Genomic DNA, 17,018 nt, shown 5'->3' on the forward strand with positions numbered 1-17,018 from the left:
GTCCACGCCGAGCAGCGGGCCGACGAGCGCGGCGGCGGGCCACGCCCAGTAGGATCGCGCCAGTCGCGTAGGCCCTGGCACGGCGGCCGCGTTCGCCGGCGACGTACCGGCCGCCGAGGAACGCGACGGGGCCACCGACCGTGGCGATGACGATGAGCCACGGGTCGGGCACGTACGGCGCGTACAGGATCGCGTCGGCGACGCCGGGAACGACCGACGGGAGGCCGAACGCTGTTCCGAGCGGCCCCGGGAGGCCGAACAGCGAGAGGTAGAACGCCGCCGTGGTGGCGGCCAGTCGCGACGTGAACGAGAGTCGGTGGTCGCGGCTGACCACTGCAACCACGACGACTGCGGGCAGCGCGAGCGCGACGACGTACGCGAGCCAGGTCAACGGCGGGATGATGTCGACGAACAGCATCGCTGCGCCGCCAGCGAACATGACCGAGACTGCCAGCAGGCCGACGGTGAGCGCGCCCGCGCGGAGTGCAGCGGCGTCACGCCGGTAGAGGTACGTGCCGACGACGGCTGTCGGCGCGAGGAAGACGGCGACGTACGTCAGGTGCCAGCCCGCGTCCGCAGTGAACGGCCGGAACGCGTCGTTGGCGACGTAGACCAGCAGGATGAGCATGACGACGAGGCCGAACAGCGTCGCCGCCAGCAGCAGGTAGCGGAACAGGATGCCCGTCGTCCTGCTCACGCGGCCGAAGCCTTCGACGGCCGTGGAGTCGCTTTCAGTCGCCATCTCAGTACTCCTCCCTGTAGTGTTGTGCGACGACGTCGCTGACGATGTTCATGACGAGTGTGATGACGAACAGCGTGAATCCGATCGCGAACACGCTCCGGTACGCGAGGCCGCCGCCGGTGATGTCGCCGCCGACGAGTTCCACCATCGCGGCGGTCATCGGCTGGGCGCCCTCGGTGTACGACGCGGGGTTGAACGGGTTCAGGAACTTCGCCTGCGAGCCGGCGGCGATGGTGACGGCCATCGTTTCGCCGATGGCGCGCGAGAGCGCGAGGATGAACGACGAGAAGATGCCGGACAGCGCCGCGGGCACGACGATACCGGTCGACACCTCGAGTTTGGTCGCGCCCATCCCGTAGCCCGCCTGCCGGAGGTCCTCCGGGACGGCGGACATCGCGTCCTCGCTGATGGACGCGACCATCGGGATGATCATGATGCCGACGACCACACACGCCGCGAGCACGTTGAACGTGCCGAGGTCGGGGATGACTCCCTGGAGCGCGGGCGTGATGTAGATGATCGCGAAGAAGCCGTAGACGACCGTCGGGATGCCGGCGAGGATCTCCAGGCCGGGCTTGAGAATCGACCGGAGCCGCGGGCTGGCGTACTCGCTGAGGTAGATGGCGGTGCCGACGCCCAGCGGCAACGCGATGAGCGCGGACCCGATCATGATCATCAGCGTGGACGTCACGAGCGCGAGCACGCCGAACTCGCCGCTGGAGATCTCCCACGTCGTCCCCGTGAGGAACCCCACGACGGACGCCGTCTCGCCCTCGACGCCCACGAGGGGCGCGGAGAACGTGAAGAACTTCGCGGCCTCCCCGGTCAAGAGGACCACCAGTCCGATGGTCGTCGCAATCGAGAGCGCTGCGCACGCGAAGAAGAACGACCGGGAGACGAGCTCCGGCGGCGCGTTCGCCGTGCGTTGCGTGAGCGCGTCCTCGAGGTCGTCGGCACTCATTTCGACCCCCTCCACGGGTGGGCGCGTTCGCCCGCGGGGTCGTCGGTTCTGGCGTGATTGTCGGTGTCAGTCGCCGTCATTCACGTGCCTCCGTGATCGCCTGTTCGAGTGTGTCCATCTGGGCCTGTTTGGTTTCTTCGTCCAGCGGGACGTAGCCGACTTCGTCGGCGATGACCCCCTCGTTGGTGGTGTTCTCCATCCAGAAGCGAGCGAACTCGGCGACGTGGTCTTCGGCGAGTGCGGACAGCTTCGGGTACGTGAACAGCGGCCGCGTGAGTGGTTCGTACTCGCCGCTCCGGGCGTTCTCCAGCGACGGTTCGACCGGGCCGTCGCCGTTGTCTATCGGCAGCCCGCGGACTGTGTCCTGGTTCGTGGAGTAGTACGCGAATCCGAGGTACCCCATCGCGAACTCCGAGCCTTCGACGCCCTGCAGGATGGTTCGGTCCTGTTCGGTGCCCGAGTAGTCCCGCCGGTGGCTCAGTTCGCGGTCGTCGCCGTGCAGTATCGCCTCGATGAAGTAGTCGTACGTCCCCGAGGCGTCCGAGGGACCGTAGAGTTCCACGGGTTCGTCCGGCCAGTCGTCGTTGACCGCCGCCCAGGTCTCGGGTTGCTCCTCTTCGGACCAGATGGTCGCTAGCTCCTCGACCGTGATCTTCTCGATCCAGTCCGCGTTCTGGTTGACGATGACCGTGAGCGCGTCGGTCGCGACCGTCAGTTCGACCGGTTCGACGTCGTTGCTGGCGCACTGTGCTTGCTCGGCCTCGCGGATGGGCCGCGAGGCGTTGTTGAAGTCCGTGCTTCCGGGGCAGAAGTGGTTCGCGAAGCCGCCGCCGGACCCCGTCGACTGGAGATTGAAGTTGACGCCGCCGTTCTCTCGCCCGAACATCTCGGAGAACGCCGTCGCGAGCGGGAAGACTGTTGAGGAGCCCGCGATGTCGATGGTGCCCGACAGCGACGCCGTCTCGTCGTCTTCGAGGTTGGGGTTCCGGGAACAGCCCGCGAGCGCCGCCGCGCCGACGGCCCCGGCGCCTGCCAGGAACCGGCGTCGCGAGCAGCCGTCTGGCCCGGGCTCGTTGCCTTCCATCGTCTGACGTTCAGCGACTTTCGGATAAATACCCTACTATTACGACTATATAGTGATTCATAGAAACCCGTTCACACGGATACTCCTTGGAAGGATTCTCGAGACATCAATACAGAAATAGGTCCAGGACTCCTCTACGGACCGTATACGTTGGTACTGACTTGAATTCCCAAATATATACTATTGCAAGGATTTATATTCTCCCTTCAGATAGGGATGGGTATGGAACGGCGCAAAGTCCAGGTCACGGGGGGCTCGACGTTCACCGTCTCGATTCCGAAAGACTGGGCGCGAAACCACGACGTCGAGGCCGGCGACGAAGTCGGCTTCCACCCGGACAGCGGGTCGCTGCTGCTGACGCCGGTGACGTCGATGAACGACGAGGAAGGCACGCTGGACATCTCCGGGATGGAAGGCGACGAACTGATGCGGGCCGTCATGACCATGTACGTCAGCGGCTTCGACGTGCTGGCCCTGGAGGGCGACCGGATCTCCGCGGACCAGCGCCGCGTCATCCGGAACGCCACCCAGGGCCTGGTCGGCCTGGAAGTGCTCGAGGAGACCAGCGACCGCGTCGTCATCCAGGACCTCCTGGACTCCTCGGAACTGTCCATCCACAACGCCGTCCGCCGCATGCACCTCATCGCCACGTCCATGCTCGGGGACGCCGTCGACGCCCTCGCGCAGAACGACCCGGACATCGCCACCGACGTCATGGAACGCGACGACGACGTCGACCGCCTCTGGTACGTCGTCTCCCGCATCTTCCGCGGGGCACTGCGCTCCCCGAAGGTCGCCCAGGAGATCGGCCTCGCACGCGAGACGGCCTTCGACTACCACTCCAGCGCCCGGCAGCTCGAACGCGTCGCCGACCACGCCGCGAAAATCGCGCGCGTCACCCGCGACCTCGACGAGGAGATCCCCGACGACGTCGCCGACGCCCTCGCCGACCTCGAAGCCGACGCGAGCGACATCCTCGGCACCGCGATGGACGCCCTGTTCACCGACGACCCCGAGGAAGCCACCCGCCTCGCGAACGCCGCCCGAGCGGACGTCCGCGAAATCGACGAACACACGCGCGCCATCGACGACCTCCTCCACGACCTCGACGCGCACAACGCCCAGCACCTCGGCCTCGTCGTCGACTCGCTGTCCCGGAGCGCCGACTACGGCGGCAACATCGCCGAAACCGCGCTCCAGAAGGCCGCGCCGACGCCCGGCCCGTGAGGCGACATCCCACCCGACCCGGAGCGCCGCACCCGGATGGAGCGCCCGTGAGACCCGTGGCCCCGTAAGTTCTGCCGTGGTCCGCAACAACTGACAACGCGAATCGATATCCACAAACCTATACGTCCCAGCATCCACCCCGAGCGTATGAGCGAGGACTTCCCAGACTACCTCGACGTCGACTACTCGGACGGCGAAGGCGAGTCCCCCGAGGACTACCCGACCCTCGAGGACAAAATCGAGAAGGGCATCGAGGTCACCCGCCGCGGCCTCGAGGAGTACGAGAACCCCGCCATCATGTGGACCGGTGGCAAGGACTCCACGCTCACCCTCTACCTCGTCAAGGAGGTTGCCGAACAGTTCGACCTCGAGGTTCCGCCCGCAATCTTCATCGACCACTTCCAGCACTTCGACGAACTCCACGACTTCGTCGACCACTGGGCCGACGAGTGGGACCTCGACGTCATCTACGCGCGCAACGAGGACGTCGGCGACTACGTCGGCGCCAACGACCTCGGGCCCGGCGACGACATCCCCGTCGACGAACTCAGCGAACACAACCAGCACCACATCCGGGACATCCTCGAGTACGAGGACGACACCTTCCCGTTCCTGCTGGACACGTACGTCGGCAACCACCTCCTGAAGACCGTCGCGCTCAACAACGCGCTCGAAGAACACGACGTCGACGGCATCCTCTCCGGCATCCGCTGGGACGAACAGGAAGCCCGCGCCGACGAGACGTTCTTCAGTCCGCGCCACGACCCCGATGTCTACCCGCCCCACGACCGCATCCAGCCCATCCTCCAGTTCGACGAAGCGGCCGTCTGGGACGCCTTCTGGTTCTACGTCGTCCCCGAGACCGTCGACGAGTTCCCCGAGGACGGCTACGTCCCCCAGGACTACGACGACCTCCCGAACGACCTCACCCACCAGGACATCCCGGTCTCCCCCAAGTACTTCAAGGGCTTCCGGTCGCTCGGCAGCGAGGTGTCGACTGACAAGGCCGCCGAAGAACCGGCCTGGCTCCAGGACCTCGACAACACCACCGAGCGCGCGGGCCGCGCCCAGGACAAAGAAGACCTGATGGAGCGCCTGCGCGACCTCGGCTACATGTAGCACTCGTTCCCGCGCTCACTCGGGCGCTAGCGCGCCCTCGTTAGCTTGCTAACACGTGGCGAAAATGCACTCGTTCCCCACTTCTCGCTGACGCGCTCCGTTCAGTCGTCGGCCCGCGCTCGCCGTTCGCGCGGTCGACTGCGCGGGCCTTGCGGCGCTCGCGGACGCCCGCTGTCTCGGTGTTCACTCGTCGTCCAGCGCGTCGATGAGCGACTCGAGTTGCTGGACGTGCTCCTCGAACAGTTCCTCGCCGTCGTCGGTGAGGACGGCGGTGGTCCGCGGGCGTTTGTCCACGAACTCCTTGTTCACCTCGACTGCTCCGGCGTCCTCCATGCGCTGGAGGTGACTGGAGAGGTTCCCCTCAGTGAGGTCGAGGTCCTCCCTGAGGTCCGTGAAGCTCGACTCTCCGCGCCGGTAGAGGTAGGCGAACAGCTCCAGTCGAGTCGGCTGGTGGACGAGCTTGTCGAGATCCATCTACGTTCGGGTCAGCACCCCGTACGAGGCGATGGCGTACGCGAGGTACGTTCCGCCGAACGCCGCGTATCCCCACGTGTGGAGGACGTCGACGGCCGGGATGGCGACACCGAGCGCGACGAGCACGAGGCCGCCGAGCGCGAACGCGCGACGGTCGCGGACGCGGATGCGGTACGCGCGCAGCGAGTTCGCCGCGACGACGTATCCAGTGCCCAGCAACACGAGCACGACGCCGAGCATGAGCGCGGCCTCCTCCTCGTACGCGAGGTCCGAGAGGAACGGGGACACTGCGGCCCACAACGGGAAGCCGGCCGCGTACGGCGCGAACACCTGCAACGCGATGTTCGGTCTGTCCTCCGGGGTCGGCTCGAAGGTGTTCGTGTAGTAGCCCACGGCGGTGCCGCCGACGCCGACCAGTCCCAGCCAGATGATCGCGAACCAGTACCCGGGCAGGCGCTGGAGGACGACGTACTGGGAGAGCGCGCTCCCGACGGCGACGAACACGCCGAACAGGAGCCACTGCTCGGGCGCGTTCTCGTTGCGCTCGGCGATCCCCATCGCGTCCTTGATGCGGTCGAGGTCGCGCTGGAGCGCGTCGGGGTCGACGTCCTCACTCATTGGTGGAGCGTGCGTGCACGTAGTAGTTGAACGCGTCGGTGTAGCTCGGTTCGACAGTTTCGACCGTGGCGTCGCCGGCGGCGGCGTCGACGTCGGCGACGGTCGCGTCCTCGCGCAGGAAGCCGCGGCGTTCGTCGCCGTGGTAGAACAGGTCCCCGACGACGTACTCCTCGAGTGCGTCGGTCGTCGCGCCCGCGCCGACGATGCGCAGCACGGACGGCACGCCGTCGAGCAAGTCGGCGGGGCTGCCGGTTGCGGTGACGCGGCCGTCGTCGACGAACGCGATTCGGTCCGCGAGTTCCGCGTCGACGGGCCGGTGGGTTGTGACGACGACGGCCGCACCGTCGTCGACCCGTTCGCGGATGGCGCGGTGGAACGACTGGACCATCGAGAGGTCGACGCCGGCGGTTGGCTCGTCGAGGAGGTACAGCGGCGCGTCGACGGCGAGCGCGAGCGCGAGTTCGAGCTTGCGTTTCATGCCCTCCGAGTAGTACTTCGTGCGCTTGTCGAGGGCTTCTGCGAGGCCGAGATCCGCGACGATGTCCCGCCAGCGGTCCGTGAACGACGGGTGGAGGTCGGCGTAGAACGCGGCAGTCTCTCGTCCGGAGAGGCTGTCGACGCTCGCGCCGCCCTGGAGCAACAGCGAGAGGCTCTGACCGCCGTCCTCCCGGACTGGGTCGCCGAACACGCGGACCTCGCCGGCGGTCGGGTCCGTGCTTCCCGCGAGACACTCCAGCAGGACCGTCTTCCCGGTGCCGTTCGGCCCCATCAGGAGGAGGACTTCGTTGTCGTGGACGGTGAGGTCGATGCCGTCGAGGACGCCGTCTTCGCCGTATGTCTTCCGGACGCCCTGGCTTCGACTGCGGGCGCGTCGGCGCTCACTGGACCTCACCCCCGTAGAGGAAGTGGCGCGTCGAGAGCACTGCGAGTGCGAGCCCCGCCGCCGCGTACGCGCCGAGCAACACGAGGTGGCCGAGGTCCGTCGGCGCGCCCGGCGACGCGAGGCCGGCCTGCGTCCAGTCGCCTACCGGAACGAGGTGGAAGACGGCGAGCCGGGTGGCGAGAGCGTTGGGGACGACGTTGACGAACTCGGCGCCGGCGACGACCATGCCCGGCTGGACGCCGTTGTAGCCCGTCAGGAAGAACGCCAGCATGACGAGGCTGATGGTGACGAGGTTGGCGTACTTCGCCTCGGGCACGACACCGACGAGAGCGACGGCGAGGCTCGCGGCGAACAGCCCGAGCGCGAATAGACCGAGCAGGGCGACGGGTATCGACGCGAGCGAGCGGAGTTCGTACGCGGCCCCGGTGGCTGCGCCGACGGCCAGCACAGCGGTGACGGCGGCGGCCGCGAACACGAAGGATGCGCCGAACCGCCCGAGGAAGTCCGCGCTCGGGGAGACGGGGAGCGCGCGGAACTGCGCGTACCGGCCGCCTTCGACGTCCGCGACGAGCGACTGCGAGAACGTGTTCAGGAACACGAACAGGGCGGCGAACGTGCCGTACGAGATGGCGTTGGTCGCCTTCACGACTGGGACGACGTCGTCCGGCATCGCGCTCGTGTCGATGAACAGGTACACCGACAGCAGGTAGAACAGCGCCGGGAACGCGACCGCCCAGAACACGACGACTGCGTTGCGGCGGAGCGTCCGGAGCGACCGAGTGGCGAACGCGGTCGTCTGGTCGTACAGCCGACCGATCGCCGGGCCGGAGGGAGAGTGCGTGGACATCACAGCCGACACTCGGCCCCGGAATTACAAATAACTTTGCCATACAAATTCACTTTGCAGCGCAAAGTAGCCGTTCGAGGGGATGCCGATGACCGGTCGAGGCGGAGAATCAGCAGCGGGGTTACTCGTTCGGGTTAGTTCCAGGGACCGAAGTCGGGGTCGACCTGTCGTTCGCGTCGGTCGATGCCGTCGATTTTCGCGACGTCCTCGTCGTCGAGGTCCACTTCGAGGCTCGCGAAGTTGTCTCGGACGTGGGCCGCGCCGGTCGCTTTCGGGATTGCGGTGACGCCCTTCTCGCGGAGCCACGCGAGACTGACCTGCGCCTCGCTGACGTCGTGCTTCTCGGCGACTGCCTGTACCTCGGGGACGTCGAAGACCTCGCCGCGCGCGAGCGGCGAGTACGCCACCAGTTCGAGGTCGCGGCCCTCCGCGTACTCGCGGAGGTCCGCCTGCGGGAGCAGCGGGTGCATCTCGACCTGGTTGGCGAACGGGTCCTCGCCGAGCACGTCCCGGGCCTCGTCGAGGTGCCGGGGTTCGAAGTTGCTCACGCCGATGCGGTCGACGAGGCCGCTGTCCACGAGCTCCTGGAACGCCGACAGCGTCTCCTCGGCGTCGTACTGGCCCGCCGGCCAGTGGACGTACAGCAGGTCGACGGACTCCACGTCCAGCCGTCGGAGGCTCTCCTGAGTCGTCTCGACGACGTCGTCGTGTCCGAGGCTGTCGATCCAGACTTTCGTCGCGAGGAAGACGTCTTCTCGGGGGACGTCGGCGTCAGCGATACCCTGGCCGACCGCCTCCTCGTTGCCGTACGCCTGGGCCGTGTCGACGTGCCGGTACCCCGTCTCGAGTGCGGTCCGGACGCTCGTCGCGCACTGGTCGGGGTCCTCGTTCTGCCACGTGCCGAGGCCGAGCATCGGCATGCCGTTCGCCAGCGGTGCTCGTCGCTGCTCGTCTTGGGACATGGTCGTACTGAGGGTCGGACGCCGGGTAATGGTTTGGAAGGCGGCGAGCCACCGCGACAGAACTCGATTCCGGTGGCGACGGACTACTCCGAGAGGCGCTGTTTCGCGAACCGCGCGAGCAGCGGCAGGTCCCCGACGTGCACGAGCTTCGACAGTCCGCGCAGGCCGCCCTCGTTCGCCTCGCTGAGGGTGTCGACGTCCATCCCGTTCAGGTCCGTCATGAGACGGTCGTAGCGGTCGTTCGGCGCGAGGTACAGGAGCTGCGTCATCGTCAGCCGGGTGCGCATGTCCGGCGCGACCTGGCTGTGCCAGAGGTCGTCGTAGACCGCCATCTTGTCCGCGGCGGTGTCGCGGTTGGTTCCCATCAGGCAGCGGTCGGCGGTGATGGCGGCCGCGCGCGCGGACTCCATGCCCTTGTGGATCCCCTCGCCCCACAGCGGGTCGATGGTCGGAACGGTGTCCCCGATAGCCATGAAGTTGTCCGTACTGAGGTCCGCCGGCATCTGGATGTGCGCGGAGCCGCGGTGTTGCTGTTTGTCCGCGATGCGTTCGGCGTTCTCGAAGCGCGGGTCGGTGTCCAGCCAGTGGTTGAGGTGGTCGTCGATGCTCTTGGAGGTGTCGCCGAACTGCTGGTAGCTCTCGTTCTGGATGTAACAGAGGCCGACCTTCGCGGTGTCGCCGCCGGTGTGGAAGATCCACGAGTAGCCGCCGGGGGCGTACTCGTGGTCGAGGCGCAGCATCATCGCGTCCGTGAGGTCCGCGAAGTCCGGGTGGTCGACGTCCACGCCCTCCATCTCCCACTCGATGCCGACCGCCTGGTTCGAGCGCTCGAGCTGGCAGACGTCGAGCTTCTTCGCGAGCGGCGCCGCGGGCCCCGTCGCGTCGACGATGATGTCGCCGTACACCTCCTCGTCGCCGGCGTACTGCACGCCGACGACGTCGCCGTCCTCCATCACGGGGTTGTTCACGCGCGCGCCGAAGCGGTACTCGGCGCCCGACTCGCGGCCGTCGGCGACCAGCCACCGCTTGAAATCGGCAAACTCCAGGACTGCGCCGGGCTGGTACTGGACGAAGTGCTCGTTCGGGGACTCGAGGACTACTTCGTCGGTGTAGTTCATGACCACGTCGTCGGGAATCCCGAACGCGCCCATCATCGACGCGAACGTCCCCGCCGTGGACTTGTTGGACTGTCTCGGGAAGTCGTCCTCGGGTTCGGCTTCCAGCACGAGCACGTCGTATTCGCGCTCGGCGAGGTCTCGGGCGCACTGTGCTCCTGCCGGCCCTGCACCGGCGATGACGACGTCGTAGTGCTCAGACATGGCGTACTCCCTCGGAGAGGCTGCAGTGTAGCGCTGGAACCGCGGTCGTCGCGCGGACGCCGCGCCCCGCCGTCGAGTTCCGCGGGGTCGGCGCGCGCGGTCGGCCGTCGGTTTCGGCGTCCGCGGTCATAGTTACTCGACCTAATTCGAGTCGCAGGTAAAAAACACGCGGGAACGTTCCTGACGCCCGCGAAAGGGCGGAATGCATGCTGCGGGGGCCCGGCCGAAGGGGACGCGTTCTCCTCGTCGCTGCCGGGACGCGCTCGCCCCCAACTGCGGCCCCTAACGTGGGCGCGTACGCCCCCTACCTCCCTAAATGCGCCGCCCGTTTTCGGCTGTCTGGAATCACGAGCAAACGCTATGTGTCAGTGAAATAAATATTGAGGTGTACCATGCCCGTAAACGACCTCGCCCGCGGTGACGTGGTCACCGCGGACACTGACACACCGGTAGGGGAACTGGCTTCGACCATGGCAGACGAAGGCGTCGGCAGCATCGTCGTCACCGACGGCGACGACCCCGTCGGCATCGTGACGGACCGCGACCTCACGCTCCGCGTGCTCGGCGAGCAGGCCGACCCCGAGGGCCTCACCGCCGGCGACGTGATGTCGGACGAACTGCGGACCGTCGACATCGACGACGGCTTCTACGAGGTCGCTGCGTTGATGAGCGACGACGGCGTTCGCCGCGTTCCGGTCCTGGAGGACGGCGGCCTCGCCGGCATCATCACCTTCGACGACGTCGTCGAACTCCTCGCCGACGAACAGCAACACATCGCGGACATCGTCCGCTCCCAGCGGCCCCCGTACTGACCGCGCTGGCGACGAGCCCGTACGGACGGGACGAACCGCTCCCCGAACGGGATTTCGGGGACTCGACGAGGTCGTTGCGCGCCTCGAGGACAGAGCGGCGCTCGGGACGGACGCACTGCAGGTGGAGCGCCTGAGGGACCGTTCCCAGCGAGCGAGCGTCGGCGCGCGCAGCGCGCCGTTCGCCGTGAGCGAGCGCAGCGAGCGAACGGGAGGGTTTAGCGCAGATTCTTGCGACGAGCGGTGCGCGCAGACCGCGCACCCGTGGAGTGAAACGCTACGTTAGTAGAACTCGCGGACGAGGTCCGTGGCGCCGTCGGGCGCGCCGTCCGGAATCTCGGCCATGTTCTCGGTGACGCCGTGGGCCTCGTGGTAGGGCACGGAGTCCTCGTTCTGGTAGATGACGCCCATGTACTCCTTGTCGGCGTCGAGGATGGCGTCTTTCGCCTGGTCGTAGTTGGTGGGGTCGTAGTCGTCTTCCTCGCTGAGGTCGACGAGGCTGTCGCGGAAGTAGTCGTAGGTGTCGACGTCGTTGAAGGTGACGCAGGGGCTGAAGCAGTTGACGAGGCTGAAGCCGTCGTGTTCGATGGCCTCTTTCACGATCTCGGTGTGGCGCATCGCGTCCGAGGAGAACGACTGCGCGATGAACGACCCGCCGGCGGACATCGCGAGCGCGAGCGGGTTGACGGGCGGCTGCTTCGGGCCCTCGGGCGTGGTCGACGTCTCGAAGTCCGGGCGGCTGGTCGGGGACGCCTGGCCCTTGGTGAGGCCGTAGATGCGGTTGTCCATGACGACGTACGTGATGTCGACGTTCCGGCGGACGGCGTGGATGAAGTGGCCGACGCCGATGGAGTAGCCGTCGCCGTCGCCGCCCGCCACCATCACTTCGAGGTTCGGGTTGGCGAGCTTGACGCCGGTGCCGACCGGGAGCGCGCGGCCGTGGACGCCGTGGAGCGCGTACGAGCGCATGTACGTCCCGATCTTGCCGGAGCAGCCGATGCCCGCGACGACGAACGTGTCGTCGGGGCTGTTGCCGGTCTCCGCGAGCGCTTTCATCATGCCGTTCATGGTGCCGAAGTCGCCGCATCCCGGACACCACGTCGGCTGTTTGTCGGACTTGAAGTCGGTGAATCGGACGTTCTCTGAGCTCATTGTGTTAGGCCTCCAGGGTCTCCTTGATGTCGTCGGCGAGTTCGTCGGCCTTGAAGTCGACGCCGTCGTACTTGTTGATTCGTTTCACGCGCTCGAGGACGTCGTGTTCGACGACGTCGGCGAACTGGCCGGTCGCGTTCGCTTCGATGACGACGACGTCGCTCGCGTCCTGGATGTCCTCGGTGAGGTCGGGGCGCGGGAAGATGTAGGGGACGGAGAGCACGCGCACGTCGACGTCGTCGAGGTAGCCGAGGGCTTCGACGATGGTGCCCTCGTTCGAGCCCCAGGAGATGACGAGGTTGTCGGCGTCGGCGTCGCCGAACTCCCGGTAGTCGAAGTCCTCCTGTTCTTTCGCGGACTCGACTTTTCGGTAGCGCTTGTCGACCTGTTCGACGCGGACGTCGGTATCCTCGGTCCGGCGCCCGAGTTCGTCGTGTTCGAGGCCGGTGGACATGTGGACGCCGCCCTCGGTGCCGGGAATCGCACGCGGGCTGACGCCGTCGGCGGTGACGGCGTGGGGCTTGAACTGGTCTTTCTCGTTCTGCCAGGTGGCGATGTCGTCCTCGTCGACGAGTTTGCCGCGGTCGATTTCGACCGCGTCCATGTCGAACTCGTCGGGTTCGTAGGTGCGTTCGGTGACGGCCAGCGAGAGGTCGGCCGTGAGGTAGACCGGGATCTGGTACTTCTCGGCGAGGTTGAACGCCTCGACGGTCTTGTGGAAGCACTCCGCGACTGAGGTGGGCGCGAGGACGAACCGCGGAATCTCGCCGTGGCCGCCCTTCAGCATCATGTTCAGGTCGCCCTGTTCCTGCTTGGTCGGCATCCCCGTGGAGGGACCCGACCGCATGACGTTCGTGATGACCAGCGGCGTCTCGCTGGTGGCGACGAGGCCGAACGTCTCCGCCATCAGGTCGATGCCCGGGCCGGAGGTGGCGGTCATCGCGCGAGCGCCGGCGCGGGCCGCGCCGAGCGCGAGGTTGATCGCCGCGAGTTCGTCCTCGGCCTGGACGACGTGGCCGCCGAACTCCTCGATGCGGCCGGTGAGGTACTCCATGACGTCCGTTGCGGGCGTGATGGGGTAGCCGGCGTAGAACCGACAGCCGGCGGCGATGGCGCCCATGCCGATGGCTTCGTCGCCGTTCAGGAGGACGTAGTCGCTGTCGGTGGTCTCCAGCGAGTAGGGGTTGTCGACGTCGGCGTACTCGTCTTCGACGTACTCGTAGCCGAGGCGCGCGGCCTCCTTGTTGTTCTCCACGATGCTCTCGCCTTTCGCGCCGAAGCGCTTCTCGAGGGACTCGTCGAGGTTCTCGATGGGGAACTCGGTGACGGCGCAGACGGCGCCGAGGGCGACGATGTTCCGCATGATGGCGCCGCCGGCGTCCTCTGCCAGCGCCTTCAGCGGGACGTCGAGCCCGACGGTGTCGTCCGGTGATTCGAAGTCCGAGAACTCCGTGCGGTCGCCGTCGAAGATGATGACGGAGTCCTCGTGGAGTTCCGCGAGGTTCTCGTCGACGGTGCGCTCCGTGAGCGCGATGAGGACGTCGAGTCGGTCGACGACGCTCTGCACGCGGTCGACGGACGTCCGGACCTTGTAGGCGGTGTAGCCGCCACGGATTCGAGACGCGAAGTCCTTCGAGGTGAAGACGTGCCGGCCGGCTCGGGACAGCGCCTGTGCGAAGATTTTCCCGGTAGACGCGATTCCATCGCCGGCCTCGCCGCCGATGGCCCAGTTCAGGTCGTCGTGCATGTATCTGCGGGTAGCCGCGCCCCGAGCAAAAAGGCTTCTGAAGGCGTACGTCCCGACGAAACGGCTGATTTTCCCCGCGGGCTCCTCAAAACTGTACGTTCGTCCAATCCATGCTGAGGCCCCGTGACGGACGGCGGTTCCGTGCGCGCGTTGCGCCCGCGTGTGTACCGTCGACTCGTGACAGGAGAGTCGACTCGTGACAGCAGATAGCGTGGTCCCGTGATAGCAGATAGCGTTACCCCCTGTGTGTGCGGAGTCGATAGTGGGCATTCGTGTGGGACTTATCGCACGTCCCGAACGCGAAGCGAATCCATTTCAGCGGCGAGAGCGAACGGTGGTGCATGGACGAGACAGCAGTCACAGTACGGGGGGTCCGGTCCGTGGGCCCGGACACCGTCGCTGTGGAGTTCGAGAGCCCCGACGGCTTCGCCGCCGAACCCGGGCAGTTCGTGCAGGTGTTCGCCGAATTCGAGGGCGAACGCGAGGGCCGCTTCTACACGTTGTCGTCGCCGGACGTCGTCGACACCTTCGAGCTCACGGTCGGCGTGGACCCGGAGGGGACACTCGGCCCGTGGCTCGCGGACCGTCAGTCCGGCGACGAGGTGGCGATGACGGGCCCGTTCGGCGACGACTACTACGAGGGCGAGGACGAGGTCGTCGTGCTCGCTGGCGGCCCCGGCGTCGGACCGGCCGTCGCTGTGGGGGCGCGTGCGCTCGCCGACGGCGCCGATGTGACAGTCATCTACGAGGACGACCGCCCGGTCCACGAGGACCGACTCGCCGCGCTGGCCAACGCGGGCGCTCACGTCGTCTTCGTCACCGACGACGTCGCCGGCGCGGTCCAGTCACTGACCGGCCGGGCGGCCGGCGTCGCGTTCGTCTACGGGTTCGCCGAGTTCTGCGAGGCCGCAGTCGAGGCCCTCGACGTCGCGGGGTTCGACGTGGACGCCGCGAAAGTCGAGAGCTTCGGTCCAGCGCCGTAACCCTCGGGGAGCGCGCGTCTCTAGGCGGTTTTCCGGAAGCCTCAGTGCGTGCCCGGTCGGTTTTTTCGCCGACACCTCGTATTCGCAGGCGACCCCAGCGCCGTCCCCTGGAGCCAAACGAACTAAATCGGAGCCCTCCGTTGCCCCACCCGTGTCGCAACCGGGTGGTTGGGACAGTCGCAATCGGCTGCTTGCCAGCCTCGAGCGCGATTTCGGTGCCTTCGACGTCGCCACGGAGGAAACCGTCGTGCCGAGAGCCGTCTACACTGATTGCTTGCAGGCGTCGGAAGCCGGGGCGCTGGGCGGCGCGCGCGTGTTCGTCTGGCACGACGGCGCGGTCCTGCTCGTCCGATACCGGGACGAACCCGACGTCTGGGATCTCCCCGGCGGCCCGACGGAGCGCGGCGAGTCGCTGTCCGAGACTGCGACCCTCAGGGTGTACGAGGACGTCGGCGTCGACATGACCCTGCGAGGCATCTATCGCGCCGTCGAACAGACCTTCGCGCTCGTCGAGGGCGGGGACGGCGTCAGCGGCTACTGGGTGTTCTTCGAGGCGGACGTCGCGGAGCCGGCGCTGTCGCCCGGCGACGAGGTCCTGGAGGCGAGGTGGTTCGACGCCAGCGACCCGCCCGACGAGGTCGGCCCGGACGTGCTGGAACGACTCGCCGAGGAATGACCACAGCGCGCGCTGCGGTGACAGTTACTCCGTGGTGTGCTGTCAGTGCTGGACGAACTCGACGAGCGCGCCGCCCGTTGACCCCGGGTGGAGGAACGCGATCTCGTGCCCCCAGGCGCCCGCCCGCGGCTCCTCGTCGATGAGATCGACGCCCGCTTCGCGCGCCGTCTCCAGGGCGGCCTCGATGTCCTCGGTCGCGAACGCGACGTGGTGAAGCCCCGGCCCCTCGCGGTCGATGTACCTGGCGATGGTCGTGTCCTCGTCCACCGGCTCTATCAACTCGAAGTAGCCGCCGCCGTCGAGTTCCAGGAACGTCATCTCGAGGCCGTCGAACTCCTCCTCGTGGACCACAGGCGCGTCGAACAGCGTCCCGTACAGGTCTGCGAGGCTCGCGGCGTCGTCGGTAGCGATGCCAGCGTGGTCGAAGTGCATACCTGCGAGTGGGTCGCGGGCAGCCATAATTCCACGGGACGGCGGCCCATCCGTCACGACCTGTTCCCGGCTGTCCGAACGCTGCACTCAAATTCGGTCCCTGCCGTCCGGTATCGCGTGCGCTCCGGGAAGGGCAGGTACCGGCCTGTCAGGCCCTCGGTTCGGGTGACGGCAGGTCGTAGGTGACACCGGTGAGATCCTCGGACACGGACCAGAGACGGCGCGCGAGCGCGTCGTCGGTCGAGCGGTCGCTTGCGGACTGTCGTTCCGGGTGACCGCGCATGTTCAGCAGGCCACCGGGTCCGACGTACTCGCCGCCGTCGATGTCGGGGTGCGTCGCCGCGTACAGCAGCGGCCACGCGCCCCGTTCGGCGCTCTGTGCGAACACCGCGTTCGCCGCCTGCATCGCGAGCAAGCGAAGCCGGGAGCCGGACTGCTCGGGGCCGCGGGACTGCAGGCTCGTGTCGGCGTATCCCGGGTGGCAGGCGACGCTGGTCACGGCCTCGCCGTCGGCGCGCAGCCGGCGGTCGAGTTCGTACGCGAACAGCACGTTCGCGAGTTTCGACTGCGCGTACGCCGCCCACTTGTCGTAGTCGTCCTCGCCGTGCAGGTCCTCGAAGTCGACGTCGCCGCGCTCGTGGACGCCGCTGGACTGCGTGACGACGCGCGCCTCGCCGTCCGCCGCTCGAAGCGCATCGAGCAGGCGACCCGTGAGCGCGAAGTGCCCGAGGTGGTTGACGCCGAACTGCGTCTCGAAGCCGTCGCTGGTCTCCGAGCGCGGAATCGCCATAACGCCCGCGTTGTTGCAGAGGACGTCCAGCGAGTCGTACTCGTCTCTGTACCAGTTCGCGAACGCCGCCACGGAGTCGAGATCCGCGAGGTCGAGTTCCCCGACCGTGACCGCCGCGTCGCCCGCAGCGGCCGCCACGTCCCGTTTCGCCGCTCGTCCGCGCTCGACGCTCCGGCACGCCATCACGACGCGG

Annotated in this window: 17 protein-coding genes and 1 pseudogene; 5 read left to right on the forward strand and 13 right to left on the reverse strand. The window is 67.4% G+C overall.

Annotated elements, in window-relative coordinates; genetic code table 11:
• From GRX66_RS08765 to GRX66_RS08775, 3 genes and pseudogenes are all read right to left on the reverse strand, one after another.
• Positions 1-742: pseudogene (locus tag GRX66_RS08765) on the reverse strand (phosphate ABC transporter permease PstA); the annotation flags it as partial.
• Position 743: 1 nt separating this feature from the next.
• Positions 744-1,703 carry a phosphate ABC transporter permease subunit PstC gene (pstC, locus tag GRX66_RS08770; RefSeq protein ID WP_159526221.1) on the reverse strand — a complete coding sequence of 320 codons (960 nt, stop codon included), beginning with the start codon at positions 1,701-1,703 and terminating at the stop codon, positions 744-746.
• A 76-nt stretch (positions 1,704-1,779) separates the two neighbouring features.
• Positions 1,780-2,787 carry a PstS family phosphate ABC transporter substrate-binding protein gene (locus GRX66_RS08775; RefSeq protein WP_159526222.1) on the reverse strand — a complete coding sequence of 336 codons (1,008 nt, stop codon included), beginning with the start codon at positions 2,785-2,787 and terminating at the stop codon, positions 1,780-1,782.
• A gap of 222 nt (positions 2,788-3,009) precedes the next feature.
• Between GRX66_RS08775 and GRX66_RS08780 the strand changes: the two genes are divergently transcribed.
• Together GRX66_RS08780 and GRX66_RS08785 are read left to right on the forward strand one after the other, a co-directional pair.
• Complete coding sequence (locus tag GRX66_RS08780; protein WP_159526223.1) at positions 3,010-4,014, forward strand: phosphate signaling complex PhoU family protein; 1,005 nt, start codon at positions 3,010-3,012, stop codon at positions 4,012-4,014.
• Between the two features lie 147 nt (positions 4,015-4,161).
• Complete coding sequence (locus tag GRX66_RS08785; RefSeq protein WP_159526224.1) at positions 4,162-5,133, forward strand: phosphoadenosine phosphosulfate reductase family protein; 972 nt, start codon at positions 4,162-4,164, stop codon at positions 5,131-5,133.
• Between the two features lie 183 nt (positions 5,134-5,316).
• Here GRX66_RS08785 and GRX66_RS08790 read toward each other — a convergent pair whose 3' ends face one another.
• From GRX66_RS08790 to GRX66_RS08815, 6 genes are all read right to left on the reverse strand, one after another.
• Positions 5,317-5,607 (reverse strand): winged helix-turn-helix domain-containing protein, encoded by a 291-nt coding sequence (locus GRX66_RS08790; RefSeq protein ID WP_159526225.1) that lies wholly within the window; start codon positions 5,605-5,607, stop codon positions 5,317-5,319.
• The gene (locus tag GRX66_RS08795; protein ID WP_159526226.1) at positions 5,608-6,225 is read right to left on the reverse strand and encodes a hypothetical protein; all 618 of its coding nucleotides are present in this window, start codon (positions 6,223-6,225) and stop codon (positions 5,608-5,610) included.
• Positions 6,218-7,117, reverse strand: coding sequence for an ABC transporter ATP-binding protein (locus GRX66_RS08800; protein WP_325064022.1), 900 nt, complete (start codon positions 7,115-7,117; stop codon positions 6,218-6,220). The genes GRX66_RS08795 and GRX66_RS08800 overlap by 8 nt, the downstream gene beginning before the upstream one ends.
• A complete protein-coding gene (locus tag GRX66_RS08805) occupies positions 7,104-7,955 on the reverse strand; it encodes an ABC transporter permease (protein ID WP_159526227.1) in 852 nt (283 codons plus the stop codon). Before GRX66_RS08805 ends, GRX66_RS08800 begins: the two co-directional genes overlap by 14 nt.
• A gap of 134 nt (positions 7,956-8,089) precedes the next feature.
• Positions 8,090-8,917: an aldo/keto reductase gene (locus GRX66_RS08810; protein ID WP_159526228.1), complete on the reverse strand. Its 828-nt coding sequence runs from the start codon at positions 8,915-8,917 to the stop codon at positions 8,090-8,092.
• Positions 8,918-9,000: 83 nt separating this feature from the next.
• Positions 9,001-10,236 (reverse strand): digeranylgeranylglycerophospholipid reductase, encoded by a 1,236-nt coding sequence (locus GRX66_RS08815; protein WP_159526229.1) that lies wholly within the window; start codon positions 10,234-10,236, stop codon positions 9,001-9,003.
• A gap of 392 nt (positions 10,237-10,628) precedes the next feature.
• Here GRX66_RS08815 and GRX66_RS08820 point away from each other — a divergent pair, with 392 nt between their 5' ends.
• Complete coding sequence (locus GRX66_RS08820; RefSeq protein WP_159526230.1) at positions 10,629-11,048, forward strand: CBS domain-containing protein; 420 nt, start codon at positions 10,629-10,631, stop codon at positions 11,046-11,048.
• A gap of 279 nt (positions 11,049-11,327) precedes the next feature.
• Here the strand turns inward: GRX66_RS08820 and GRX66_RS08825 are convergent, their stop codons facing one another.
• Together GRX66_RS08825 and GRX66_RS08830 are read right to left on the reverse strand one after the other, a co-directional pair.
• Positions 11,328-12,197, reverse strand: a complete 870-nt coding sequence (locus GRX66_RS08825) for a 2-oxoacid:ferredoxin oxidoreductase subunit beta (RefSeq protein ID WP_159526231.1) — start codon at positions 12,195-12,197, stop codon at positions 11,328-11,330.
• 4 nt (positions 12,198-12,201) lie between these two features.
• Positions 12,202-13,944 (reverse strand): 2-oxoacid:acceptor oxidoreductase subunit alpha, encoded by a 1,743-nt coding sequence (locus GRX66_RS08830; protein ID WP_159526232.1) that lies wholly within the window; start codon positions 13,942-13,944, stop codon positions 12,202-12,204.
• A gap of 341 nt (positions 13,945-14,285) precedes the next feature.
• Here GRX66_RS08830 and GRX66_RS08835 point away from each other — a divergent pair, with 341 nt between their 5' ends.
• A complete protein-coding gene (locus GRX66_RS08835; protein WP_159526233.1) occupies positions 14,286-14,927 on the forward strand; it encodes an FAD-dependent oxidoreductase in 642 nt (213 codons plus the stop codon).
• Positions 14,928-15,174: 247 nt separating this feature from the next.
• A complete protein-coding gene (locus GRX66_RS08840) occupies positions 15,175-15,603 on the forward strand; it encodes an NUDIX domain-containing protein (RefSeq protein ID WP_159526234.1) in 429 nt (142 codons plus the stop codon).
• 42 nt (positions 15,604-15,645) lie between these two features.
• Here the strand turns inward: GRX66_RS08840 and mce are convergent, their stop codons facing one another.
• Together mce and GRX66_RS08850 are read right to left on the reverse strand one after the other, a co-directional pair.
• The gene (mce, locus tag GRX66_RS08845) at positions 15,646-16,035 is read right to left on the reverse strand and encodes a methylmalonyl-CoA epimerase (RefSeq protein ID WP_159526235.1); all 390 of its coding nucleotides are present in this window, start codon (positions 16,033-16,035) and stop codon (positions 15,646-15,648) included.
• Positions 16,036-16,183: 148 nt separating this feature from the next.
• On the reverse strand, positions 16,184-17,018 hold an 835-nt coding region (locus tag GRX66_RS08850; RefSeq protein ID WP_159526236.1), incomplete at its 5' end, for an oxidoreductase.

Source organism: Halobacterium bonnevillei (assembly GCF_009831555.1).
Classification (GTDB): domain Archaea; phylum Halobacteriota; class Halobacteria; order Halobacteriales; family Halobacteriaceae; genus Halobacterium; species Halobacterium bonnevillei.